Consider the following 24,800-nt stretch of genomic DNA (forward strand, 5'->3'; position numbering starts at 1 on the left):
AGGTCCGGCACGCCATGTCGCCGCCTTCCGAGCGCCATTACTTACTCTCGGAGGTCAGCACTGGCCGTCGGCGAGGACCCAGTAATTCGGGCCAGTCTGCCTGAGTGTGTGGGTGACGAAGGTGTTCCATAGGCCCATGGCGTCGTTGGAGCCGTTGGCGTAGGTGTTGCCACCGGACTGATAGGCGCGACCTGCGGTGGTGTGGGCGTAGTTGCTCGCGTACACACAAGTCGCCGGTGTCGGCGTGGGCGTGGGGGTGGAGGTCGGCGGGGTGGTCTGTCCGCCGTCCAGGCCGAAGAAACGCGCGTCGTGGTAGGCCGAGCAGATGGTGTCCAGGAAGTACGCCGCAGTGGTGCCGCACTGGTCGGCGGCGCTTCCCGGGTCGATCGGCAGGCCGTGCCCCATTCCGGTGATCTGGTAGAGCCGCACGTCGTCGTCTCCGTACACCTGGAGGGAAGTGCCGCCGGTGAGCGACTGTGTGGACGTGGGGGTCTGCGAGACGCCGCGCACGTTCGTCCACTGGTCACGCAGTTGGGTGCCGTTGGCCGGAACGACGGTGTAATCGGACAGACCGTGCCAGATCGCGACGCGCGGGTACGGGCCCGCGCAGCCGGCACAGGCGTTGCGCACCAGGTCGCCCCACTGCTGCGGCGTCTTGCTGGTGGCGCCGTACTGGCAGCTCGACGCCTGGGTCAGGCTGCTTGCGCAGCGATAGGCCAGCCCGGCCGCGATGGAGCCGGCGGCGAAGACATCCGGATAGGTGGCCAGCATGACGGCCGACATGGCCCCGCCCGCGGACAGGCCGCTGACGTAGATCCGGGCGGGGTCGGTACCGTAGTTCGCGACGGCGTACGCGACCATGGCGCGGATCGAGGCCGCCTCGCCGGCCCCCCGGGTGGTGTCACCGGTCTCGAACCAGTTGAAGCAGCTCGAGGCGTTGTTGGCGCTGCTCGTCTGGGGCAGCACGAGCGCGAAGCCCCACTGGTCGGCATACTTCCGCCAGCCGCTGCTGGTGAAATAGCCGCTGGCGTTCTGGGTGCACCCGTGTAGCAGCACCACCAGCGGGCGGCCGCTCTGCAGACCGTCGGGGCGGTAGGCGTGCATTGCGAGGTTGCCCGGGTTGGTGCCGAAGGACGACACCTGCACCAGCGACGCCGCCCGCGCAGCCGGCGTGGTCAGCGCTGTGGTGAGCAGGCCCGCCAGTCCGAGCAGAACGCCTAGCACGGTGACGGCCCATGGTCTGCGCAGGGGAGAGAGGAAGCTCATCGCGCCGCTCCTTTGTGACCTGGATCACTGGTCTACAGCGCAGGCTAGAGTGGCGGCGATTGTCCGGACATATCGCCAGAACACACTTTTTCAACCCGGGGTTGTGGGCAAGCGAAGGGCCGCGATGATTTCCGCAGACGCGCGGAGTCTGTTCCTTTGGCGAGCTGGTCCTTCCCGGCCCCGATGGAGAGGAGATCCGACCGTGACAGTGGGGATCTTCGCGGGCATCCCTGTCCGCGACTGCAAGAGCGCCGTGGAGTGGTACACCAAGCTCCTCGGCAAGGATCCGGCGTTCTGGCCCAACGATGTCGAAGCGGTGTGGCAGCTGGCCGAGGACCGGTACGTGTACGTCATCGAGGATGCCGCTCGTGCCGGAGGTGGTGTGAGCATGATCTGGGTGGACGATCCGGTGTCCGAGGTGGACCGGATCGCAGGGCGCGGGCTGCGGCCGGTGGATAGGGAGCAGCACGGCAACGTCTGCAAGTGGGTCTTCCGTGACGCCGACGGCAACGAGACGGGCATAGGGGGCGAGACTGCGCCCGCTGTGCCTGCTTCTCCCTGACCCTCGGAAACTCTTCGACGTTTCCTGATGGTTGCCTCCACGCAGAGCCGATCACTACTCTGAAAGGGAGCGTGCGAGGGCGCTGCCAGTCCGCGGGCAGGGATTTTCCCACCTCGAGCAGCACGTCAACGCACTGGACAAGACCAACCTCTTTCCGGCCGGGCAAGCGGACCTCGACACCCTCCTCGTCGAGTTGCGCCGCGACGATCCCGGCGCGCTGCGACGGTTGCGGGCCTACGTGCCCCGGCACGCCACCGCGACCTCCGCCGCGAGCGCCGGGCTTCGCGACGCGCGGCTGATCATCGCGCGGGAGCTCGGCTTCCCGACCTGGCAGGAGCTCGTGTCGTTCACCGAGAAATCCCGGCGCGATCTCGACGAACGCCACGAGAAGCGGCGGCGGCTGCACCGCGAGGCCGAAGCCCTGCTGGCCGGCGACACTGATCGGCTCGCCGGTCTGACCGCCGAGGACGTCGATACCCTGCTGGACATGCTCGCAGGCCCCGAGACGATCCCCGGTGTCCGGCTCGAGAAGGAGCTCGGCGTGCCACGCGCCGCAGTCGATGTCCTGCTCGGCAAGGCCACCAACCTGGATCTCCCGCTCACCCGGGCTGCCCGCTCCAACCGGGTCGAATACGTGCGCCTGCTGCTCGACGCCGGCGCCGATCCTGGCACGCGGAAATGGGGCATCACCCCGCTGGAGAACGCCATCTACCACGACAACACGGAGGTCGTCGACCTGCTCGCCGAGCACGGGATCGTCCCGCAGGCGCTCTGGACGTATGCCGCCTGCGGCCGGCTGGATCTGGTGCGGGCCTGTTTCGACGCGGACGGCAGCCTCCGGGCGGACGCCGCGTCGGCGCGCCCCAACCTCGCCGACACCGGCGCAGGCTTTCCGTCTCGGCTGCCGCCGACCGATGATCCGGAGGAGATCGTGGGAGAGGCGTTCGTCCATGCCTGCCAGCACGGCCGGATCGAGGTCGTGCGCTGGTTCCTCGACCAGGGCGTCCACCCCGACGTCGCGCCCTACCTCGGGCGAACCGGCCTGCACTGGGCAATCCCGGGCGGTCGACTCCACGTGATCCGCCTGCTCCTGGAGCGCGGTGCCGACCCGTCCATCCGCGACGATCTCCTCCAAGCCGACGCCGACGGCTGGCTGCACATCGTCTTCGCCGCTCGCCCGCACGATCCCGTGACTCAGCAGCTCCACGATCTGATCGAGTGTCGATCGCGCTGAGATACCGGGTCCGAAGCCTCAGCGGCGCGCGCGGCTCAGCATGACCAGCCCGGCGATGAACGACCCGAGCAGGGCCGGTGACAGGACCGCGAGGGCGCCCCACACGACGAGGCCGAGATAGCCGAGTGCGGACGAACCGTACGTCGGGTCGGCGTCAGCGGCCGCGAACAGCCCCAGGCCGAGGACGACACCGGCCACCGTGAGCGCGATCGGCGTCCACAGGAGCACGTGGGCCCACCCACGGTAGGTCCGGCTGTAGACACGCCGGGCCGGCGGCAGGTTCCGCTGCGGGGGATACCCGACGGATTCACTCATGCCCCATTTGTATCAGTCCACCTCCGTGTTGATCGCCGGAGACCGTCGGGGCCTGGTGCTACGGTTGGCTCTCTAATACGCACATAAGGGGACGTATGTTCGGCATTGTCCGCCCGTGTCGGCACGTCATGTGCAAGGGGCTCTACGCGGACTGGATGGGCCACCTGTGCGGGCTCTGCCTGGCGCTCCGCGACGAGTACGGACATCTGTCCCGCCTGGTGACCAACTACGACGGCCTGCTCGTGTCCGTCCTCACCGAGGCCCAGTCGCCCGCGTCCACGTCGCACCGGAGGGCGGGCCCGTGTGCGCTACGCGGCTTCAAGGGCGCCGACGTAGTGGAGTCCGAGGGGGTACGGCTGGCGGCCTCGGTGTCGCTGCTCCTGGCGGCCGGCAAGGTGAGCGACCACGTGGCGGACGGGGACGGCGTGTACGCCCGCCGCCCGGTGGCCGCCGGCGCCACCCGCCTGGCGGGCCGCTGGTCCTCGGCCGGCACCGCCATGGCCGGCACGCTGGGGTTCGACCCCACCCCGCTGACAGCGGCGGCCGGCCGCCAGGCCCTCCTGGAACGCGCCCCCGCCCAGGCGCCCACGGGGAGCGGCGCCGCGCCCGGGTTACGAGAGTTGACGGGGCCTACTGAGGACGCCGTCGCCGCCGCGTTCGCGCACACCGCAGTGCTCGCGGGGAAGCCGCACAACCGGGAGGCCCTCGAGGCGGCCGGTCGCGGATTCGGGAAGCTGGCACACCTGATCGACGCGGTGGAGGACCTGGCCGACGACCGGGCGTCTGGGGCGTACAATCCGCTGGCCGCCACCGGCACCGGCCTGGACGAGGCGCGCCGCCACTGCGACGCCGCGCACGCCGAGCTGCGCGCCGCCGTGGATGAGCTGGACCTGCCCCGCCCCGCCCTGACGCGCGCGCTGCTGGTGCGGGAGACCGGCAGCGCCGTCTCCCGAGCCTTCGCCACCGCCGGAACGCACGGCACCGGCCACCCACCCGGCCACCCGCCCGGCCACCCACCCGGCCACCCGCCCGGCCACCCGCCCGGCGATCCCGGCGCGCCGCCGGGACAACGGCCGCCGAAGCGGGACCCCGGCGGACTGCTGTCGTTGGCGTGCACCGCGCTGAGCTGCTGCACGTGCGGCCTGTACCGGCCCGCCTGGGATGAGGACCGCGAGGGCTCCTGCTGCCAGCGCTTCGACTGCTCCGGCTACGACTGCTGCGGCAACTGCAGCAACTGCGGCTCCTGCTGCCCGGGCGAGGACGGCTGTTGCTGCGACGGCTGCGGCTGCGACTGCGGCTGACCGCCGCGTGATCTCCTCGGCGTCGTGGACATGGACGCGGGCCTGGGCATGCTCTTACCGGCTCCTGGCGGGCGCGATGGCTGCCAGGCGGGGGGCGAGTCGCTCGGCCATCAGGCGGTAGCCGTCGGCGGTTGGATGCAGGGAGTCAGGCAGCAGGAGGTGGGCATCCTCGAGTCCGAAGATGCTCAGGCCGCTGACGAGGTGGAGCCGTGCCTCGCCGCATCGATGCAGTGTGGTCACGGCGTCCGTCACGGCGCCGCGGACATCGTCGAGGGTCATCATCGCGCGGTTGGGCAACCGCTCACGGCGTGGTGAGACGATCGGCGAGATCACGGCGATCGGCACGTGGGGATGGGCATCGCGAATCGTCTGGATGAAGCCCGACACCTGGCCGGTGAGCGTGCGTGCGCCGAAACTCGCAGCGCCGTAGATGTTGCCCCCGAGGCACAGCGAGATCAGGTCCGCGGGCGTACGCGTGATGGCTCTGGCGACGATGGGATCAAGGTGGCACTCCCCGGCGAATCCGAGACAGGTGAGATCCCAGCCGAGGCGTCGAGCGACAAGAGCGGGCCACGTCTCGCTCGGGCCTAGAGCTGAGCGACACTGCGTGATCGAGCTTCCGTACGTGACCCAGCGGAACCCCTCATCCGTGGCGGCGGTGGCGTACGTGGCGCCGTGCAGGACGAGGGGTCCTATCCGGATCTCGCCGAACTGGGGCAACCAAACCTCGACGACCTTGGCGTCGGGCGGCAACGTGACGTGGCTCGTCTCCGTCCCGGCCGTCAGTGCCGTCCGCCGCCACAGCGCGCCGTCCACGACGACGTCCAGCGACGTCACATCATCGTCCACGGCGTAGGTGCGCAGCTCCAGCGCGGTCGCGTCGGTACGGACGACCGCGCGGACGCCGGCCGGCATGCGCGCACGCGTGGCCAGGTCCGGAGCGTGGGCGGTGGCGATCCGGTCAGGTGGCAGCCGCCACGGTTGCCATGAGCCGCCCTCCTCCGTCCAGGCCAGGCTGCCCCGCCAGACGGTCGGCCGCGCGTCAGGAGCGAGCTGGATCAGCGCCATGCGAACCGGACCTCCTTGATCAGACCTCGGTGCCGAGCACGACGTTCCGCCAGGATCCACCGTCGGAGAGAGCGAGGCCGCGCTTGCCGGTCTTGGGGTCGTGGATCATGATGAGACCTCCGGCGTGGTCGGCCGCGTTCGGCAGTGTGTCCGGCGCGTGCTCGGCCAGGACCACCTGGTGGGTGTACACGGCTCGCATCCGTCGATCCGCGCTGCCCAGATCGCGTACGTTGTCGACGGGCGGAACCAGCCCGGTGGCGTTGGAGATCATGGAGACCAGCTCATTGGTGGACGTGGTCGAGCACAGCAACTCGGTGGCGGCCGATCCCGACGCGTTGACCGGGACCACCCGTAGCCCGCCTTTGACGCCCGGGTTGGCGTTGTTGCCCTCCACGACGAACGAGCCGTAGCGGTCCTCGCCCACCTTGATCGGCCCGGTCCAGGTGCTGACCACCGTGGCCGCCGCTCCCAGCGGCTGGGCCACCTCGATCCGGTTGAACCGGCCCGGGCCGGCCTGCACGAACGAATCCGCCCCCACCGTGCCCGCGACCAGCGGCACATGCTCAGAGGTGTTGCCGATGACGTGTGAGTCGTGCAGCCCGCCGGTGGTCAGAATCGGCGGCCGATCGGCCGGATCGGCCGAGATGACGTTGCCGATGATGCTGAACGCGTGCGCCTTCCCGGCCACCCTGATCGCCGCGGCATCGGTCTTCGCGTCGAGGTTCCAGTTGTCGAACGAGTTGTTCGCGATGGTGATCTTGCTCGCGTCGTTCTCGAATCGGATCGGCGAGTGGTTGAGCCAGTTGAACGAGTTCCCGCTGATGGTGACGTTGTGCGCGGTGACACCGCTGGAGAACTGGATGGCGCACAGGCCGTTGTTCTGCGGCGGCTCGAACCCGCCGAGGACGTTGTCGCCGATGGTCAGGTTGTGGCCCCCGCTGGTGATCTCGATGATCGGCCCATTGTCCGCCTTCTCCACCACATTGCCGCTGATGGTGGAGTTGGTCAGGCTGCCGATCAGCAGCCGCCGGCCGATGTCGAGCAGGTTGCCCTGGATGATCGCGCCGCGGAAGTCGCTGTCCCCGGCGCCTTGCGTGACGATGGCCTGGAACGGACTGTGGAAGTGGTTGTTGGCGATGAGCCACTTCCGCAGCCCGTACGGCGGGACATGGTCGGGGCCGCCTTCCACGCCGCCGGTCGGCCAGGCGAGGCTGACGCCGGTGGTGCAGAGGGCGACGAGATTGTGCGAGAAGTACAGCCCGCGGCCGACGTGCTCGACGGCGAGCTTGAACGACACGAACGTGCACTCCAGGATGGCGGCGTCGGTGTCGTCGGTGTTGGCCTCACCGGCGAAGCGCAGCGCTACATTGCCGGCGGTCTTGGCAGGGGCGACGAAGGCCAGGCCGTAGATCGCGGCGAGGGAGCACCGGACGTCGATGCCCACCCCGTCGTGTGTCACCTGGATGATCGAGGCGCGGTTCGTCATGGTGCTGTAACCGCGCAGCTGGATGCGGTTGAAGGGCTCCCCGGGCAGGTCGGGGATGACGATGGTGCGGGTGATCCGGTAGGTGCCCGGCGGGAAGACGACGATCCGGTTCAGCCGGGTCTGCTGGGCGTTGATGGCCTGCTGGATGGCGTCGGTGTCGTCGTGCTGCCCGTCGGCCACCGCGCCGAACTGCTGTGGTGTGACGACATCCTGCGGGTCCACGGCGGCGGCCGCCGCGGGTGACGGTCCCCATGAGGCGGCTGCCGCGGCCGCGCCCAGTGCCGCACCGCCGATCCGTAACAGCGCTCGACGATCGGTCCCCTCGGACATGGCCTCTACCTCTCATTAAGCGACCTGATACGTATAGATCGAGGATCGTACAGACGTCATATCCGCCTCACAAGAGGCAACAAATGCTCCCCTTGGGGCTGGTTTGCGACATTAAATGGCAATATTCGGGAAACCTACCCCTTGTGGAGACCGCCGCCAGGTCCCTAGAGTGCCTCGGAGTCGTTACGTATTAGTCAACTGGATCGCCATGCCAAAACGAGCCGGGCCGCGACGCCCCACCCAAGTCGAGATCGCCCAGCGGGCCGGAGTGTCCCAGGCCACCGTCTCCCTCGTGCTCAGTGAGCGCCCGGGCGTGCAGGTGGCCGAGGAGACCCGCCGGCGGGTTCAACAGGCGATCGAAGACCTGGGGTATGCCGTCAACCCCGCCGCCCGTGCGCTGCGCGGGATGACCGTCAAGACCATCGGGCTCTACACGTTCGAGTCGGTGTTCCCGGTCGACCAGCGAGACTTCTATCACCCGTTCCTGGTCGGAGTGGAGGAGGAGGCGGCGCGGCTCGGCTACGACCTGCTGCTGTTCACCTCGGCCAACACCGCCCAAGGCGGGGTCTACGCCAGGGGGCGCAACGCGCTGCTGAAAGCCGACGGCTGTGTCCTGCTGGGCCGGCACATCTCGCGTGACGACCTGGCGAACCTGGTCAAGGAGGGCTTCCCGTTCGTCTTCATCGGACGGCGCGACATCGAGGGAACCGAGCTGTCCTACGTCGCCCCGGATTACGTCGCTCCGACTGCGGCCCTCGTGGAGGAGCTGGTCGCGCTCGGACATCAGCGGATCCTGCTCCTGCGGCAGACCGACGGCGCCGAGCCGGGTGATGATCGCGAGCTCGGCCTGCGCCAAGGTGCTCAGGCCGCGGGCCTGAGCCCGGACGACCTCGTGGTCGAGTTCTCCTCCGGTGCCGAGGACATCGGCGCGGACCGGGTCACCGGATGGGTGCGGGCGGGGATCACGGCGGTCCTGGTCGAGCCTTCCGAGGACAACGCCACCGGCCTCGCCCTGGCCGAGGTCGCCGAGGCGGCAGGCCTGCGAATCCCGGACGACCTGTCGGTCGCGTTCCTGGGCTCCGCCCCGGCGCCGACCGCGACCAGGATCTGGACGTCGTTCGAGATACCACGGGTGGAGATGGGCCGGGCCGCGGTGCAGTTGCTGGTCAACCTGCTCGAGGGCGGGGACCAGCCGCCTCTTCAGCTGGTCGTGCCGTGCACGGACGTACGCGGCAACTCGATCAGCCGGGTGGTCCGGCGATGACCAGGTATGCGCTGCGCACGGCGGCGACCGGCGTCCTGATCATCTTCGGGGCCGCCACACTGGTGTTCTTCATCATGCGGCTCGCCCCCGGAGACCAGGCGCTGGTGCTGCTCGGACCGGACGCCACAGGCGCCGAGGTGGCGGCCGCCCGGACGCGGCTCGGCCTGGACCAGCCGCTGCCGGTCCAGTACTGGCACTATCTGGCCCAGCTGGCGACGCTCGACTTCGGGGAGTCCTACCGCTTCGGACAGCCGGCGTTCGAGCTGGTGTTGTCCCGGCTGCCGGCCTCGGTGGAGCTCACCCTGGTGGCGACCGTCATCGCGATGTCGGGCGTCGTCCTCGGCGCCCTGGCCGGCGCCTACCGCGGCCGGTGGATCGACCGTGGGATCTCCGGCTTCGCCCTGACCCTCTACTCGATGCCGCCGTTCTGGATCGGGATCATGCTGATCCTTTTGATGGCGTTGCAGCTCCGGCTGCTCCCCAGCGCCGGCACCGGTACCCCGGCCCACATCGTGCTTCCGGCGCTCACGCTCGCCGCCCCCTTCACCGCGCTCCTCACCCGGATCACCCGGAGCAGCGTCGCCGACACCATGGCGGAGCCCTACGTGCAGCGGTCGTACGCCAAGGGGCTCAGCACGCGCGAAGTGGTGACCGGACATGTGGTACGCAACGCGGCGACACCGGTGGTGACCGTAGGCGCGCTGCACGTGAGCACGCTGCTGGGCGGCGCGGTGATCGTGGAGAGCGTCTTCACCTGGCCCGGCCTCGGCTCGTTGCTGGTGACCGCGGTCGCCAACCGGGACTACTCGATCGTGCAGGCCGCCGTCCTCCTCATCGCGGTCATCGTGATCTGCTGCAACGTCGCGGCGGATCTGATCGCCGCCCGGCTCGACCCGCGAGTCCGGCTGGGGGCAGGCGCATGAGCGCGATTACCGTACGGCCCCGGTTGTGGCCCGTCGGCCTGCGATCCACGCCGGCCGTCGCCACGATCGCCGCCGTCGTCCTCGCCGGCTACCTGCTCGTCGGCCTGATCGGGCCGCTGCTGATCGCGTACGACCCGGTGGCGACCAGCGTGGCGGACCGGCTGCTGCCGATCGGGGCGGTCAGGGCGGACGGCACGGTCGCCGTGCTCGGCACCGACGGCGCCGGCCGGGACATGCTCGGCCAGCTCGTCTACGGCGCCCGGACGTCGATCATCATCGGGATCTCCGTGGTGGCCGCCTGCCTGGTGGTGGGGCTGGCCTTCGGGACGCTCGCCGGTTACCTCGCCGGCTGGACCGACGTCGCGATCTCCCGGCTGATCGACATCCTGATGGCCTTCCCCGGCATCCTGCTCGCGATCGTGATCGCCGGCCTCCTCGAGCGCAGCATGCTGGTCGTGGTCCTGGCCCTGTCGGTGGCCGGCTGGGTCGGCTTCGCCAGGCTGGCCCGCGGTCTCACCCTCTCGCTGCGCGAACGGCCGTGGGTCGACGCCGCGCGGCTGATCGGGGTTCCTACCCCCGTCATGATCATCCGGCACATCATCCCGTTCGTGATCGGTCCGGTGACCGCGTTGGCGACCACAGAGTTCGCCGGCGCGGTGCTGTCCGAGGCCGGCCTCAGCTTCCTGGGCCTCGGCCTGCCCTCGGCCACGGTCTCCTGGGGCCAGGTCATCGCGAACGGCAAGGACTATCTGGACACCGCCTGGTGGATTTCGGCGCTACCGGGGCTGGCGCTGACCGGCCTCGTGGTGAGCACGGGCCTGCTCGGCGACCACCTCACGCAGCGTCTCGGCACCAGCCGCTGACTGCTCAGCCAATGTCAGGAGGGAATTCCATGAGGCTCAATCGGCTTCGTCGCGCGGTGGCCCTGGCCGCCGCGACGGTTTCCATCGCCGGGCTGGTCGCTTGCAGCACCACCACCGGCGGCTCGTCGGCCGGTGGTGACGTGCCGCAGGAGCTGGCCGTCGCCGTGTGGACCCCGATCGAGAACCTCGACCCGCACGGTGCCTCCTCGATGGACAACGGCACCCAGGTCGCCGCCAAGGCGATCTTCAGCCCGCTGGTCCGTACGGTCGGGGAGGGCAAGTTCGAGGGCGTGCTCGCCGAGTCGTGGCAGCCCAACCAGGACGCCACGGAGTGGACCTTCACGCTGCGGAACAACGTCAAGTTCTCCGACGGCACCCCGGTCACCAGCGCTGACGTCGTCGCCTCCTTCAACCGGCTTCTCGAGCTCAAGGGCGCGATGGCCGCCAACTTCACCGGCCATGAGGCCAAGGCGAGCGGTGCGAATACGGTCGTCATCACGGCCAAGGGCCCCGATCCCGCGTTGCTCGGCAAGCTCATCACCTTCTATGTCACCCCCGCCGCGCACCAGAACGACGGCTGGACCAAGCCGATCGGCTCAGGCCCGTTCGTCGTCGAGCAGTTCACGCCAGGCCAGAGCCTGGTGCTCGCCCCCAACCCCGGCTACTGGGGCGGCAAGCCCGCGCTGAACCGCCTGGAACTGCGCAGCATCGGGGAGATGGCGGCGAAGATGACCGCACTGAAGACCGGCGAGGTGGACATGACGTGGGCGGTCCCGGACGACCAGTTGCCGGGTCTGAAGGGGAATCCCAACCTCGTCGTGGAGAAGGACTCGGGCAGCGGCGTCATCACCATGTGGATGAACAGCTCCCGCGAGGGGCTCAAAGAAGCCGCCGTCCGGCGCGCACTGTGGCAGGCGGTCGACTTCGCCACCATCATCAAGTCGCTGTTCCCGGAGACCGGTTCGGTGGCGGACTCGGTGGTGAGCCCCAACGTGCTCGGCTACGCGCCGCAGACCCCGGTGCGATATGACCCGGTCGCGGCCAAGAAGGCGCTGGACGACGCCGGCTGGGACTACAAGCAGACGATCCAGGCCCAGTTCTCCCAGCCGCAGTTCCAGCAGTTCGCCGACGCGGTGGCGAGCGACCTCGCGAAGATCGGGGTCAAGGTCGAGCCGACCCAGAAGGAGGCGGCGGTCTTCCTGCAGGATCTGCTGGCGCTCAAGTGGGATCTGAACATCCAGCAACTCGGCACCGCCGGCTTCGACGCGGCGACCAACCTCGGCCGGTTGTACACCTGCGCGGCCAAGCGCACGGGCTACTGCAACAAGGACCTCGACGACCTGCTGGCCCAGGCGGGCTCGACCAGCGACACCGCCAAGCGGCAGGACCTGTACGCGCAGGCCAACAAGATCATCTGGGATGACGCGGTCGGTATGTACCCCATGTTCGTGCAGAACCTGTACGTCCGGAACAAGTCCGTGCAAGGCCTCGCCATCACCCCGGGCCTCACGCCGGACTTCTCCACCGTCCGGATCGGCACCGGTGGATCGTGAACCGGTCGTCGAACGTCACCGACCCGTCGTCGGCGGTGCTCGCCACGGAGCCCGCTCCGCTGCTCCGGGTCGAGCACCTGTCGATCGACCTGCCAGGCCCGGCCGGCCAGGTCCGCGTGGTGGACGATGTCTCGTTCACCATCGCGGAGGGCCGGACCACCGGCCTGATCGGTGAATCGGGCAGCGGCAAGACGATGACGGCGACAGCGATCGTCGGCCTGCTGCCGCCCGGCGCGGCGGTCTCCGGCCGGATGTTGTGGCACGGTGAGGACCTGGTCACCATGGCGGAGCCGGACCGGCGCCGGCTGCGTGGGCGCGGCATCGCGATGATCTTCCAGGACCCTCAGGCCGCGCTCGACCCGACGCAGACGATAGGCCGGCAGGTCGGCGAGATCCTCCGGCGCGGCGGAATGCCCGCGAAGGAGGTCCGCCGGACCGTGATCGACCTGCTCGACCGAGTAGGCATTCCGGAGCCGGAGACCCGGCACGCTCAATATCCGCACCAGTATTCGGGCGGACTGCGACAGCGGGCCATGGTGGCGACGGCACTGGCCGGATCGCCGCAGCTCATCCTCGCCGATGAACCGACGACGGCGCTCGACGTCACCGTGCAGGCCCGCATCCTCGCGCTGCTGAGGCGGGTCCGCGACGAGGAGGGCATGGCCATGCTGCTGGTCAGCCACGACCTGCGGGTGATGGCACATGTGGCGGACGAGGTCGTCGTCATGTACGCCGGCCGGATCTGCGAAGTCGGCAGTGGCCGCGAGGTGCTCAAAAGCCCGGCGCATCCGTACACGCGGGCGCTCGTGGTGAGCGTACCGGCCGTACGCAGTAAGACGGCCATCGCCGAACCGCTGCCGGGCAGCCCGGCCAGCCCGGCCGAACGCCCGAGCGGATGCCCCTTCCACCCACGGTGCGCCAAGGCGCAGGACCGGTGCCGAAGCGAGGTGCCGCAGATGCGCCAGGTCGCCGCCGGCCGGCAGGTCGCCTGCCACTTCCCGGAGGAAACGTGAGCTTGATCGAGGTACGCGACCTCGTCGTCAACTTCCACACCTGGAGAGAGCGCAGGCGCGGCAGCAAACCGAATGCCGTCGACGGCGTCTCCTTCGTCCTCCGCCCTGACGAGACCCTGGCGATCGTCGGGGAGTCCGGCTCGGGAAAGACCACGGTCGCCCGCTGCGTCGTCGGTCTCCAGGCACACCAGAAAGGGGCGGTCCTGTTCGACGGGGCTCCGGTCGGCCCGGTGACGAAGCGGTCACCGGCGACCCGGCGGGCGATCCAGATGGTCTTCCAGGATCCCGCGGCCTCGCTCAACCCCCGGATGACCGTCCGGTCGATCATCGCCGAGACCTGGCGGACCCATCCCTCGGCCGCGCCGGACGGCCGATCCTGGGATGCCGCGATCGACGAACTTCTCGCGGACGTCGGCCTGGACGCCGGCGTCGCCGGCCGGCGTGCCACGGCCCTGTCCGGCGGGCAGTGCCAGCGGGTCAGCATCGCCCGCGCGCTCGCCCTGCGCCCTCGGCTGCTGGTCTGCGACGAGGCCGTCTCGGCACTCGACGTCTCGGTGCAGTCCCAGATCCTGCGACTGCTGGCCGGCCTGCGGGCCGCCCGGGGGCTCGCCATCCTCTTCATCACCCACGACCTCGGGGTGGTCCGGCAGATCGCGGACCGGGTGGCGGTCATGCACCAGGGCCGCCTGGTCGAGACCGCGACCGCCGACGAACTGTTCGAACAGCCCGATCACCCGTACACCAGGAAACTCCTCGACGCCGCCCTCGACCTAGAGGGCGCCTGAATCCACATGCACACAGGGGGAACACGTTGGAATCGCGGATCACTGATGCGGATCTGGCCATCATCGGCGGCGGTGTCGGCGGAGTCGCCGCCGCGCTCGCAGCTCTGCGACACGGGCTGCGGGTGGTCCTGACCGAGGAAGGCGACCGCATAGGCGGGCAGTTCACCAGCCAGGGGGTGCCCCCGGATGAGCACAGGTGGATCGAGCAGTTCGGCTGCACCGCCTCCTACCGCCGCTACCGGACCGCGGTTCGCGACTACTACCGGACGTGGTATCCCCTCACCGCGGCGGCCAGGAACGAGCCACACCTGAATCCCGGTCTGGGCCGGGTCGGTGCGTTGTGCCATGAGCCGCGGGTCAGCGGTGCCGTGTTGCGCGCGCTGGTCGACCCCTACTTGAGCAGCGGCCGGCTGCGCATCCTGCTCGGTGCGCGGCCGGTGGCGGCGGAGACCGACGGCGACCGGGTCCGCAGCGTGACGGTGGACTGCGCGGACGCTGGCCTGGTGCACATCGCGAGCCCGTACTATCTGGACGCCACCGAGCTCGGCGACGTCCTGCCGCTCGCCGGTGCGGAGCACGTCACCGGGTTCGAGTCCCGGCACGAGACCGGTGAGCCGAGTGCGCCCGAGGTGGCGCAGCCCGGCAACATGCAGGCGTTCTCCTGGGTGTTCGCCGTCGATCACCGGGAGGGCGAGGACCACGTGATCGCCCGGCCGGCAGCGTACGACCACTGGCGCGCGTACCGTCCCGATTACTGGCCGGGACCGCAGATCGGGCTGACCGCCCCGGACCCGCGGACGCGGGAGCCGCTGACGCGGACGTTCACCCCGAACATCCGGTCCGGGCCCGTGCTCGCCGACCAGAGCGAGGACCCAGGGGACCGCGAACTGTGGGAGTTCCGCCGGGCCGTCGCCCGCGAGCTGTACGAGCCCGGCTTCGTGACGAGCGACGTCACCCTGGTGAACTGGCCGATGATCGACTACGTGGCGGGGCCCATCATCGGGGTGAGCGAGGAGGAAAAGGCCCGCCATCTCGCCGGCGCGCGTGAGCTCTCCGCGAGCATGCTCTACTGGCTGCAGACCGAGGCGCCGCGGCCGGACGGCGGCCGGGGCTGGCCGGGACTGCGGCTGCGGCCGGATGTCATGGACACTCCCGACGGCTTCGCCGCCGCGCCGTACATCCGCGAGTCCCGGCGGATCAGGGCCGAGTACACGGTCGTCGAACAGGACGTGTCTCTCGCCGTGCGAGGTGCGGCGGGGGCGACGCAGTACGACGACACGGTCGGGATCGGCATGTACCGGATCGACCTGCACCCCTCAACGGGCGGCGACAACTACATCGACGTCGCCAGTTGCCCGTTCCAGATCCCGCTCGGCGCCCTGCTGCCCGTGCGCCTGAGGAACCTGCTGCCGGCCGGCAAGAACATCGGCAGCACGCACATCACCAACGGCTGCTACCGGCTCCACCCGGTGGAGTGGAACATCGGCGAGGCCGCCGCCTCGCTGGTGGCCTACTGTCTGGGGGAGACGGTGGAGCCGCATGACGTCCGGCGCAAGGAGGGACACCTGCGGGCGTACCAGAGCGCGCTGAAGGCCGACGGCGTCGAGCTGGCCTGGCCAGAGATCCGGGGGTACTGATGTCTGTGTCAGGTGTGATCGTCCCCGCCGTGACCCCGATCGGCGAGAGCGGACGACCGGATCTCGCGGCCGGCCTGCGATACTTCGGGGCGCTCGCCGCCGCGGGCATCACGAAGATCATGCTCCTCGGCACGAACGGCGAGGGGCCATTGCACCAGACGGCGGAGATCGGCGCGTTCCTCGGCGACGCCGTCGACCACTGGCGGCGGCTGGTGCCGGATGGCGCCGTCATCGTCAACGTCTCCGCCGCCGGCACTCGTGAATCGCTCAGCCGGGCCGAGCTCGCCGCCGAGGCCGGGTGTGACGCGGTCGCCCTCAGCCCGCCCTGCTATTTCCACCATGACGAGCGCGACATCATCGAACACTACCGAGCGATCAGTACCGCCGCCGTGCCGGTGATCGCGTACAACATCCCTCGGTACGCGCCGCCGTTCTCGGAGGGCTCGATCGCGGCCGTCGCCGACATGGAGCACGTCGTCGGCGTCAAGGACAGCTCGGGTGAGACGGACATCCTGCGTCAGTGGCTCGAGGTCAAAGGCGACCGGCCGGACTTCGGGGTGAACCAGGGAGCCGAAGGCAAGATGCTCGACGCGCTGTCCGCGGGCGCGGACGGGATCACTCCCGGGATCGCCAACATCGCCCCGCGCGTCGCGCTGGAGCTGGTCGCCGCGTATCGCGCCGGCGATCAGGAGCGTGCCGCACTGGCCCAGAAACGGGTCATCCGGTTGCTCGGGGTGCACCGGATCAGGGCCGGAGTCCCGGTCGTCAAGGCGACCCTGGCCATGCGGGGCCTGTGCCGGGCAGCGGTCGCCCCACCGCTGCGGACCCTCGACGACGGCGAGCTGGCGGCGCTGCGCGAGTTCCTGGCCGAACTCGAGCCGGAACTGATCGGAGCCGCCGATGGGTGACGTCGAGTGGTGGCGTACCGCGGTGATCTACCAGGTCTACATCCGGTCGTTCGCGGACGGCGACGGCGACGGGATCGGCGACATCGCCGGGATCCGCAGCCGCCTGAGCTATCTGGCCGGCCTCGGTGTCGACGCCATCTGGATCACGCCGTGGTACGAGTCGCCGAACAATGACGGGGGCTACGACGTATCCGACTATCGCGCCATCGCCCGCGAATACGGCGACGTACGCGAGGCCGAGCAACTCATCGCGGAGGCGCACCGGCATGGCCTGAAAGTCATCCTGGACGTCGTGCCGAACCACACGTCCACCGAACACCCCTGGTTCCAGGCCGCGCTCGCCGCCCCGCCGGGCTCCGCGGAACGCGCCAGGTACCACTTTCTGGACGGTCGAGGACCCACCGGGGAGGTCGTGCCCAACGACTGGCGCAGCACGTTCGGCGGCCCCGCCTGGACGCGGGTGCCCGACGGGCAGTGGTATCTGCACCTGTTCGATCCCAGCCAGGCCGACCTGAACTGGTCCAACCCCGAGGTCCGCGCGGAGTTCCTGGACCTCCTGCGCTTCTGGTTCGACCGCGGGGTGGACGGGTTCCGGATCGACGTCGCCACCGGCCTGATCAAGCACCCCGGCTATCCCGATCTGGGCTACCGGGAGGAAGACCTGCTCGTCCTGACTGACGTGCCGGACCATCCGCACCGGGACCGCGACGAGGTGCACGCCATCTACCGGGGCTGGCGCGCGGTGGCCGACGCGTACGACCCGCCAAGGGTCTTCGTGGCCGAGGCATGGGTGGCGGATCCCGAGCGGCTGGCCCGGTACGTGGCGCCGGCCCAACTCCACACCGCCTTCAACTTCCCCTTCCTGCAGTCCGCGTGGGACGCCGGCGATCTGTTCACGGTGATCGACTCCACGCTCCGCACGATGTCCCTCTCCGGTGCGCCGCCGACCTGGGTGCTGTCCAATCACGACGTCGAACGGACGGTGACCCGTTACGGCCGTGCCGACACCCGCAAGCATCAGGGAAGGTCCGGTCACGAGCTGGGCCCGGTCGACGAGGACCTGGGCCGCCGCCGCGCCAGGGCCGCGCTGCTGCTGATGCTGGCGCTACCCGGCGTCGCCTACCTCTATCAGGGTGAGGAACTCGGGCTGCCCGACTACATGGACATCCCGGACGATCGCCTCCAGGATCCGATCTGGACCCGTTCCGGCGGGCGGCGCCGAGGACGCGACGGCTGCCGAGTGCCGCTGCCCTGGACGCCGGCACCGGACGGCGCCGGGTTCGGGTCCGCGGACCCGTGGCTGCCGCAGCCCCCTGGGTGGGGACGGCTCTCGGTGGCGAACCAGGTGGACGACCCGGCCTCCACTTATCACCTCGTCGCGCGGGCGCTGCGGATCCGGCGGAAGCTGGATGTCCCTCAGGAGCTCGAGTGGGTGGGCCGAGCCGGCCCGGTCCTGCACTTCCGGCGCGGACCGGACTTCGCGTGCGTCGTCAATCTCGGCGCCACGGAGGTGCCGGTGCCCGCGAACACGGTCACCCTCCTGCGCAGCGACACCCTCGACGCGGCACACGATCCGCTCGGGCCGGACACGGCCGCCTGGCTGCGTCTGCAGGGCGGGAGCACACCGTGAGACGGCCCAACATCGTGCTGATCCTCGCCGATGACCTGGGGTACTCGGACATCGGCTGTTACGGCGGTGAGATCCGCACGCCGAATCTCGACCGGATCGGGCGGTCCGGGGTGCGGCTGTCGCAGTTCTACAACACGGCACGATGCAGCCCGTCGCGCGCGTCCCTGCTGACCGGGCTGCACCCGCACCAGACCGGTATCGGCGTCCTGGCCGGCAACGGCGCACCCGGAGGCTATCCGGGCAGCCTCAACGACCGCTGCGTGACCGTCGCCGAGGTGCTCAGAGACGCCGGGTACGCCACCGGCATGTCGGGCAAATGGCACCTGAGCGGGCCGTTGTGGGAGCCGGCCGACTCGTGGCCCACGCGGCGAGGATTCGCCGACTTCTTCGGGACGCTCAGCGGATGCGGGAGCTACTACGACCCGGCAACCCTGTACCGCGGCGAGGTGGACGCGAGCGCCGAGACCCGAGATCCGCAGTTCTTCTACACCGACGCGATCACCGATCACGCCGTGGAGTTCATCGGCCGGGAGGCTGCCGCCGGTCGTCCGTTCTTCGCCTATGTCGCCTACACCGCGCCGCACTGGCCGCTGCACGCGCCCCAGGAGGACATCGCCGGGTACGACGGCGTCTACTCCGCGGGCTGGGACGAACTGCGCGCTCGCCGGCTCGACCGGCTGCGCGCCGAAGGCCTGCTCGGCGCCGAGTCGGCACTGTCCGCGCCCGACCCGGCGCAACCACGGTGGGCGGCGGCACCGGATCAGGCGTGGGAGGCACGCCGCATGCAGGTGTACGCGGCCCAGGTGGAGCGGATGGACCGGGGCATCGGCCGTATCCTCGACCGGCTGGAGGCATCCGGGGTCTCCGACGACACCCTGGTGGTGTTTCTGTCGGACAACGGCGGCTGCGCCGAGATGCTGCCGCTCGGTGACCCCGAGGAGTTCCGGGCCAAGCGGCACATTGTGCCGGCGGCCACTCGGGAAGGCGCCGAGCTGCGCGTCGGCAACATCCCGGGCATCGACCCCGGCCCGGAGGACACCTACGCGAGTTACGGTCCCGCGTGGGCCAACCTGTCCAACACCCCGTTCCGCCTCTACAAACGGTGGGTCCACGAGGGAGGCATCGCGACCCCGTTCATCGTGCACTGGCCCGCGGGCGGCCTCACCGCAGGGCGGATCGTCCGAACGCCCTTTCAGCTCACCGACGTGCTGCCCACCCTGCTCGCTGCCGCCGGCGTCGACTACCCGCGGGAGTACCGAGGGCGGGCGGTGCCGCACCTTGAGGGGCGCACCATGGTGCCGGCCCTGCGCGGCGCGTCGGTCCCGGACACGCCCCTGTTCTGGGAGCACCTCGGCAACGCCGCCGTACGCCGGGGGCGGTGGAAGCTGGTCCGCGAGCACGCGGGGCCATGGGAGCTCTACGACATGGACACCGACCGCTCCGAGTTGACCGATCTCGCCGAGCGCCGCCCCGACCTCGTCGCGGAGCTGGCCACCGCGTACCAGTGTTGGGCGCAGCGGGTCGGCGTCATATCCCGCGAAGAGGCGCGTTAGGCCCAGGACCGCCCCCGCTGGCCGCGCGTCCGGTACGGGCGGCGTACAGAGCGGTACGGGCGGAGTACGGACAGCGCCGCGCCAGCGGCAATCCCTAACGTTCTTACCAAGCCGCCAATGACCTGCACCAAGGGCCGCGGCCGGCAGCCGTGGACGTGCGGCAACGCGTGACTTCCGATTCCCACTTTCTTCGAAGCGACAAGACGCCGGGGTTGCGACGCCGATCCCACGACGAAAGACATCCCCCCATGAAAGGAAGAACGTGAAACCCAGAATCATGACGTTGATCGTGGCCTTCGTCGTCGCGGTCTCCAGCGCCGTCTTCGTGTCCGCGCCTTCGGCGTCCGCCGACGGTTTGAGCAATCCGAGCGGCACGCTCACCGTCTCCTGCGGGGGTGCCGAGGCCTTCATTCAGGTCGACTGGAAAAGAGCGGACCAGGTGACCGTTCGCTGGCGTATCGAGGACACCGGCACGGAGGCCAACAGGTCTCCGGTGCTGCGGATCCAGGCCCGCGGCGCCGAGGGCGGCGAGGCACCCTTCATCTTCCCCAGCGGCGAGACCTACTTCATCCTCAGAGGCGGCAACGGCCACCACGAGATCGGCCTCAAGTCCGACTGGAACCCCGACAACATCCCCAACATCAATCACCTCAGGGTGAAAGTCCAGAACGGGACGACCGAGCAGGGGGTGTTCTGCTACCAGGAGAGGGACATCTTCAACTGGAGCATGATCGCCCACAAGAACGCCGTGGCCAAGCGCGGCGAACCTTACATCAAGCAGGGTATAGGAACCCCCCAGTACCCGGGCTACGACTGCTCCGGCCTGGTCTACGCCTCCTACAACCCGATCGCCAACTTCCCCGGCTGGCCGGTCCGCCGCGCCGTCGAAATGTGGAACTGGGCCAACAACAACCAGAACCCGGGGAAGTTCTACGCCAAAGCGATCGATTACTCGGACCTGAAGGTCGGTGACCTGATCTTCTACAAGACGACCGCAGAAGCCGTCGGCCACGTCGCCTTCTGGGAGGGGGACGGCCAGATCTTCGACGCGCTCCAAGAGGGCACCAACGTCGACTACCATCCCGAAGGCGGCCTCTACGACAACCGCGTCGCGGCCTTCCGCATCCTCGGTGTCGACACCGTGGCGACCGTCGTCAACCCATGACGTCGCTCCTGGGTGTCCAGGCCGCAACCGGGACCCCCAGGACACCGCCGCCTCACGACCACTACTGGTCCAGCGCCAGATCCGCATAACACGAGCCCCGGCGTGCTACAGCCAGCACGCTGGGGTCTGTGGCGTGTCCTGGCCTAGGATCGTCTGGTGCCCCGAAGGTCGCAGATCAAGAGTCTGGTCACTCGGCGTAGGTACGAGTGACGGAGACAAGCTTCGGCGGGCTGCTTCGAGCCCATCGCCGCCGCACCGGACTGACGCAACGGCAACTCGCGGACCGGGCGGGCGTGAGCGCGGGCGCGATCCGCGATCTGGAACAGGGCAGGACGAGAAGCCCGAAGCCGGACTCGGTCCAGGCCATCGCCACCGCGCTCGGGTTGAGCGGGCCCGATGCCGAGCAACTCCACGCCGCCGCCGCCGAGGCCCATCGCCCGCTGCGCGCCGAAGCCGGTCCGGTCCGTGGCGGCCCGCTGCGCATCCGTGTGCTCGGTCCGGTCGAAGTCTGGCACGGCGATGTCCAGGCATCCCTCGGCTCCGACCTGCAACGCACGCTGCTCGCGCGGCTCGCGCTGGGCGCCGGTGCGGCGGTCGGCCAGGACGAACTGATCGACCTTCTGTGGCAGCACGGCGAAACCCAGAATCCGGTGAGCCTGCTGCACACGCACGTCGCCAGGTTGCGGCGGCTACTGGACTCCGACGCGCGAACCGACAGCGTGCTCCTCGGCGGTCAGACCGGCTACCGGCTCGCCGTCACCGCCGATCACCTGGACCTGCTGACGTTCCGCGACCTCACCACGCGGGCGGCGTACGACGCGCCGGAGGAGGCGTTGACGCGGCTCGCCGAAGCCGTCGCGCTGTGGCGCGGTGAGATCGACGCGGAGCGGGTGGCATCGAGCCCGCTCTACACCGCGATAGCCACCGAGTACGCCACCACTGTCCAGACGTTCGCCACTCTGGCGCGCGATCTCGGCAAGCCGGAACGCGCGTTGAAACCGGTGCGGGAGCTGGTGAATCTGCGCGAGCTGGACGAGCCGCTGCACGCCGAGCTGATCCTGACCCTGGCCGCGAGCGGCCGGCAGGCAGAGGCACTCGCGGCGTACGACCGGATCCGGTCCGCACTCGCCGACCAGCTCGGCATCGATCCTGGCGAGCGGCTGCGGTCCGCCCAGCTCGCGGTGCTCCGGCAGCAGGAGCGGCACGCCCGGCGGACCATGGGGCGGACCGCGATCCAGCAGGCGCCCGCCGCGCCGCCGGACTTCGTCGGCAGGGCGGATGACATGGCCAGGATCGAGGCTGCCCTCGCCAGGACGGACGAGGAGTCCGGACCGACCTCGTCCCGGATCGTGCTGATCGACGGCATCGCCGGAGTCGGTAAGACCGCTCTCGCGCTCGCCGCCGCGCACCGGTTGCGCGCGAAGTATCCCGACGGTCAGCTCTACGCCGACCTGCGCGGCACCACCGCGGCCGCACCGGAACCTATGGGGGTGCTGGGCCGGTTCCTGCGCGCGCTCGGCGTGCCGAGCAGGGGAATCGGGACCGACGAGGCCGAGGCGGCCGCGCTGTTCCGCAGCGAGCTCGCCGACCGGCGGATGCTGGTGCTGCTGGACAACGCACATGACGCCGACCAGGTCCGTCCGCTGCTGCCAGGTGCGGGCGGCAGCGACGTGATCGTGACCAGCCGGCGCAGGATGCTCGGCCTCGCCGGTGCGAGCATGGTCCACCTCGAACCGCTCAACCCGGAGGAGTCGATCACCCTGATCGCCGCGACCGCGGGATCGCATCGGATCGACGCCGATCCCGGCGCGGCCGGCGCGCTCGCCGAGGCGTGCGCACGGCTGCCGCTCGCGCTGCGCATCGCGAGCGCGCGACTGGCCACCCGGCAGGCGTGGACCATCGGCGACCTGACCCGCCGGCTGCACGACGACAACCGCAGACTCACCGAGCTGTCCACCGGTGAGTCGAGCGTGCTCACCAGTTTCCAGCTCAGCTACGCCGATCTGAGCGCAGCGGCCCAGCGCGCGTTCCGGCTGTGCAGCCTGCACCCCGGTGACGACTTCGGCGCCGACAGCACCGGTGTCCTGCTGGCGATGCCGGCGACCGAGGCCGACCGCGTGCTGGAGGACCTGCTCGAGGCGAACATGCTGATGCAGTACGCGACGGACCGCTACCGGTTCCATGACCTGCTGGGCCTGTACGCCCGGCGGCTGCTCGCCGATGACACCGAGGGCGAAACCGCGCGCTCCCGGCTGTACACCTGGTACGCCGACGCGGTGACGGCCGCGATGGAGTGGGTGTACCCGCAGCTCGTGCGGCTCGACACGCATGCGGAGCGGGAGACGTTCTTCGCCACCGAAGCCGACGCGATCGCCTGGCTGGACGCCGAGCTGCCCGCGTTGGTCGCCGTCGTCAGGCACGCGGCCGGGTCCGCCGACCGCGCGCTGTCCTGGCGGATCACCGACCAGCTCCGCGGCTACTTCCTGATCCGCCGGCACATCGACGGCTGGCTGCCCGCGGCGGAGGCAGGGCTGGACGCGGCCACCAGAGCCGGCGATGACGTCGCGCGGACCGCGATGTTGATCAGCCGTGGCCAGGCGCTGTGGTCGGTCGGCCGGGACGAGGAGGCGCTGTCCGACTGCCTCGCCGGCGAACAGCTCGCGGTCACCACCGGCTGGACGACGGCCGCCGCGTACCTGTCCCATCACATCGGGTGGCTCTATCTGGAGCAGGGCAAGCTCACCGACGCGGAGGATTGGCTGCACCGCGCGCTCGAGTTGACCGAGGACGACCAGCTCGGCCACGTGCGGGCGGTCGCCCTCAACGGACTCGGGGTGATGCGGCTGTGCCAGGGCGAGCTTCGGGACGCCGCCGAACTGCTCAACGCGGCGCTGGAGATCAACGAGGCGACCGGCCGCGAGACGTCGGCGCTGGCCAATCGGGGCAACCTGGCGAGCGCGTTACGTCAGCTCGGTGCGGAGGCGCGCGCCTCGGAACTGCTCACCGAAGTGCTCGTGGCGTACCGGAAGAGGTCGAACCTGCGCGGCGAGCTGTCCACCTTGGACGAGTTGAGCCAGCTGCACAGACAGCGCGGAAACGCCGCCACCGCGCTGGAGGTGGCGAGGCGAGCGCACGATATGGCGATCGCGGTCCACGACCGGAAGGCCACGGCACAGACCGCGGCCACTGCGGCACAGGCATACCTCGCGCTCGGCGACGCGACGGCAGCCGCCCAGTGGTTCGAGGACAGCGTGACGATCGCGCACAACACCTACCCGTTCGTGGAGGCACGGGCACTGGTCGGCCTCGCCACCGCCCGGCTCTCCGCCGGTGACCCGGCCTCGGCGAGCTACACCGCCGAGCAGGCCGTGGCGATCGCCGGATCCTGCGGTTTCCGCCTGCTCGAAAGGCAGGCATTGGCCGCGCTGCATGCCTCGAGACAATGAACAGAACCAGTCGGCGGGGGCGCGGACTGTTGACCCCCGATCACCCATCCCGGCACGGGCCCTGCGCGCAGAGATCAGCAGAGATCGACGTCGATGTACTTGCGGGCCACCTTGTAGATCTTCTCGCCGCATGACGGGTGAAGGGCAGGCCCGCCTTGACGATCCGGGCTCCCTCGGCGCGGGCCTCGCTGATCTTCCCGGTGCTGCAGTGATGTAGGAAGTCGACCGGCTCGCGCCACCCGCCATGCGTGAACAGCAGGACCGTCTCTCCCTCACTCTCCTCCAACGAGAACGTGACGGTCGTGGCCAGCCACTCCTCCGGCCCTCGGATCTGGGTACCGCCATGACGACGGCGGGCGGGGCGGTCAGGCCGGCGGCAAGGGCCAGCACGATGAGGAGTCTCATGGCCGGTGACGCTAGGCGGCGCGGCGCCGGACGGCATCGGAGCAGCGGAGTGATCCGGGGGAGGCGCTGGCCGACGCTGAGGCCCTGATCGCC

General features: G+C 69.9%; 19 protein-coding genes. 15 read left to right on the plus strand and 4 right to left on the minus strand.

Going from position 1 to position 24,800, the window contains the following annotated elements; translation table 11 throughout:
• Positions 1-54: 54 nt before the first annotated feature.
• Entirely contained in the window at positions 55-1,266 is a 1,212-nt protein-coding gene (locus tag Q9G87_RS11455; RefSeq protein ID WP_305916247.1) for an extracellular catalytic domain type 1 short-chain-length polyhydroxyalkanoate depolymerase, read from the minus strand.
• A gap of 202 nt (positions 1,267-1,468) precedes the next feature.
• Between Q9G87_RS11455 and Q9G87_RS11460 the strand changes: the two genes are divergently transcribed.
• Positions 1,469-1,828, plus strand: a complete 360-nt coding sequence (locus tag Q9G87_RS11460; protein WP_305916248.1) for a VOC family protein — start codon at positions 1,469-1,471, stop codon at positions 1,826-1,828.
• A gap of 31 nt (positions 1,829-1,859) precedes the next feature.
• A complete protein-coding gene (locus Q9G87_RS11465) occupies positions 1,860-3,062 on the plus strand; it encodes an ankyrin repeat domain-containing protein (RefSeq protein WP_305916249.1) in 1,203 nt (400 codons plus the stop codon).
• A gap of 18 nt (positions 3,063-3,080) precedes the next feature.
• Here Q9G87_RS11465 and Q9G87_RS11470 read toward each other — a convergent pair whose 3' ends face one another.
• A complete protein-coding gene (locus Q9G87_RS11470; protein WP_305916250.1) occupies positions 3,081-3,377 on the minus strand; it encodes a hypothetical protein in 297 nt (98 codons plus the stop codon).
• 95 nt (positions 3,378-3,472) lie between these two features.
• On the opposite strand from Q9G87_RS11470, the gene Q9G87_RS11475 reads away from it, so the two are divergent.
• On the plus strand, positions 3,473-4,678 hold the full coding sequence (locus Q9G87_RS11475; protein ID WP_305916251.1) for a DUF5685 family protein: 1,206 nt from the start codon (positions 3,473-3,475) through the stop codon (positions 4,676-4,678).
• Positions 4,679-4,732: 54 nt separating this feature from the next.
• Here Q9G87_RS11475 and Q9G87_RS11480 read toward each other — a convergent pair whose 3' ends face one another.
• Both Q9G87_RS11480 and Q9G87_RS11485 read right to left on the minus strand, forming a co-directional pair.
• Positions 4,733-5,746 (minus strand): SGNH/GDSL hydrolase family protein, encoded by a 1,014-nt coding sequence (locus tag Q9G87_RS11480; protein ID WP_305916252.1) that lies wholly within the window; start codon positions 5,744-5,746, stop codon positions 4,733-4,735.
• Positions 5,747-5,765: 19 nt separating this feature from the next.
• A complete protein-coding gene (locus Q9G87_RS11485; RefSeq protein WP_305916253.1) occupies positions 5,766-7,562 on the minus strand; it encodes a right-handed parallel beta-helix repeat-containing protein in 1,797 nt (598 codons plus the stop codon).
• A gap of 208 nt (positions 7,563-7,770) precedes the next feature.
• On the opposite strand from Q9G87_RS11485, the gene Q9G87_RS11490 reads away from it, so the two are divergent.
• The 12 genes from Q9G87_RS11490 (at position 7,771) to Q9G87_RS11545 (ending at position 24,302) form a co-directional block, all read left to right on the plus strand.
• Complete coding sequence (locus Q9G87_RS11490) at positions 7,771-8,826, plus strand: LacI family DNA-binding transcriptional regulator (protein ID WP_305916254.1); 1,056 nt, start codon at positions 7,771-7,773, stop codon at positions 8,824-8,826.
• Positions 8,823-9,749, plus strand: coding sequence for an ABC transporter permease (locus tag Q9G87_RS11495; RefSeq protein ID WP_305916255.1), 927 nt, complete (start codon positions 8,823-8,825; stop codon positions 9,747-9,749). The genes Q9G87_RS11490 and Q9G87_RS11495 overlap by 4 nt, the downstream gene beginning before the upstream one ends.
• Complete coding sequence (locus tag Q9G87_RS11500) at positions 9,746-10,612, plus strand: ABC transporter permease (RefSeq protein WP_305916256.1); 867 nt, start codon at positions 9,746-9,748, stop codon at positions 10,610-10,612. Before Q9G87_RS11495 ends, Q9G87_RS11500 begins: the two co-directional genes overlap by 4 nt.
• 29 nt (positions 10,613-10,641) lie before the next feature.
• Complete coding sequence (locus Q9G87_RS11505) at positions 10,642-12,165, plus strand: ABC transporter substrate-binding protein (RefSeq protein ID WP_305916257.1); 1,524 nt, start codon at positions 10,642-10,644, stop codon at positions 12,163-12,165.
• Entirely contained in the window at positions 12,162-13,178 is a 1,017-nt protein-coding gene (locus tag Q9G87_RS11510) for an ABC transporter ATP-binding protein (protein WP_305916258.1), read from the plus strand. Before Q9G87_RS11505 ends, Q9G87_RS11510 begins: the two co-directional genes overlap by 4 nt.
• Complete coding sequence (locus tag Q9G87_RS11515) at positions 13,175-13,963, plus strand: ABC transporter ATP-binding protein (protein ID WP_305916259.1); 789 nt, start codon at positions 13,175-13,177, stop codon at positions 13,961-13,963. The genes Q9G87_RS11510 and Q9G87_RS11515 overlap by 4 nt, the downstream gene beginning before the upstream one ends.
• Positions 13,964-13,989: 26 nt before the next feature.
• Positions 13,990-15,600, plus strand: coding sequence for an FAD-dependent oxidoreductase (locus Q9G87_RS11520; protein ID WP_305916260.1), 1,611 nt, complete (start codon positions 13,990-13,992; stop codon positions 15,598-15,600).
• Positions 15,600-16,508, plus strand: a complete 909-nt coding sequence (locus Q9G87_RS11525; protein ID WP_305916261.1) for a dihydrodipicolinate synthase family protein — start codon at positions 15,600-15,602, stop codon at positions 16,506-16,508. Before Q9G87_RS11520 ends, Q9G87_RS11525 begins: the two co-directional genes overlap by 1 nt.
• A complete protein-coding gene (locus tag Q9G87_RS11530) occupies positions 16,501-18,138 on the plus strand; it encodes an alpha-amylase family glycosyl hydrolase (RefSeq protein WP_305916262.1) in 1,638 nt (545 codons plus the stop codon). The genes Q9G87_RS11525 and Q9G87_RS11530 overlap by 8 nt, the downstream gene beginning before the upstream one ends.
• Positions 18,135-19,691, plus strand: a complete 1,557-nt coding sequence (locus Q9G87_RS11535) for an arylsulfatase (protein WP_305916263.1) — start codon at positions 18,135-18,137, stop codon at positions 19,689-19,691. Before Q9G87_RS11530 ends, Q9G87_RS11535 begins: the two co-directional genes overlap by 4 nt.
• Positions 19,692-19,953: 262 nt before the next feature.
• A complete protein-coding gene (locus Q9G87_RS11540) occupies positions 19,954-20,856 on the plus strand; it encodes a C40 family peptidase (protein WP_305916264.1) in 903 nt (300 codons plus the stop codon).
• A 206-nt stretch (positions 20,857-21,062) separates the two neighbouring features.
• Positions 21,063-24,302 (plus strand): BTAD domain-containing putative transcriptional regulator, encoded by a 3,240-nt coding sequence (locus Q9G87_RS11545; RefSeq protein ID WP_305916265.1) that lies wholly within the window; start codon positions 21,063-21,065, stop codon positions 24,300-24,302.
• The last annotated feature ends 498 nt before the right edge of the window (positions 24,303-24,800 follow it).

This window comes from Nonomuraea turcica (assembly GCF_030718205.1).
GTDB lineage: Bacteria > Actinomycetota > Actinomycetes > Streptosporangiales > Streptosporangiaceae > Nonomuraea.

What these genes read in the sequence shown, in the direction of transcription:
- Q9G87_RS11455 (WP_305916247.1), bottom strand. Translation starts at nt 1,266, where the DNA reads ATGAGCTTCCTCTCTCCCCTGCGCAGACCATGGGCCGTCACCGTGCTA.
- Q9G87_RS11470 (WP_305916250.1), bottom strand. Translation starts at nt 3,377, where the DNA reads ATGAGTGAATCCGTCGGGTATCCCCCGCAGCGGAACCTGCCGCCGGCC.
- Q9G87_RS11475 (WP_305916251.1), top strand. Translation starts at nt 3,473, where the DNA reads ATGTTCGGCATTGTCCGCCCGTGTCGGCACGTCATGTGCAAGGGGCTC.
- Q9G87_RS11480 (WP_305916252.1), bottom strand. Translation starts at nt 5,746, where the DNA reads ATGGCGCTGATCCAGCTCGCTCCTGACGCGCGGCCGACCGTCTGGCGG.
- Q9G87_RS11485 (WP_305916253.1), bottom strand. Translation starts at nt 7,562, where the DNA reads ATGTCCGAGGGGACCGATCGTCGAGCGCTGTTACGGATCGGCGGTGCG.
- Q9G87_RS11490 (WP_305916254.1), top strand. Translation starts at nt 7,771, where the DNA reads ATGCCAAAACGAGCCGGGCCGCGACGCCCCACCCAAGTCGAGATCGCC.
- Q9G87_RS11495 (WP_305916255.1), top strand. Translation starts at nt 8,823, where the DNA reads ATGACCAGGTATGCGCTGCGCACGGCGGCGACCGGCGTCCTGATCATC.
- Q9G87_RS11500 (WP_305916256.1), top strand. Translation starts at nt 9,746, where the DNA reads ATGAGCGCGATTACCGTACGGCCCCGGTTGTGGCCCGTCGGCCTGCGA.
- Q9G87_RS11505 (WP_305916257.1), top strand. Translation starts at nt 10,642, where the DNA reads ATGAGGCTCAATCGGCTTCGTCGCGCGGTGGCCCTGGCCGCCGCGACG.
- Q9G87_RS11525 (WP_305916261.1), top strand. Translation starts at nt 15,600, where the DNA reads ATGTCTGTGTCAGGTGTGATCGTCCCCGCCGTGACCCCGATCGGCGAG.
- Q9G87_RS11530 (WP_305916262.1), top strand. Translation starts at nt 16,501, where the DNA reads ATGGGTGACGTCGAGTGGTGGCGTACCGCGGTGATCTACCAGGTCTAC.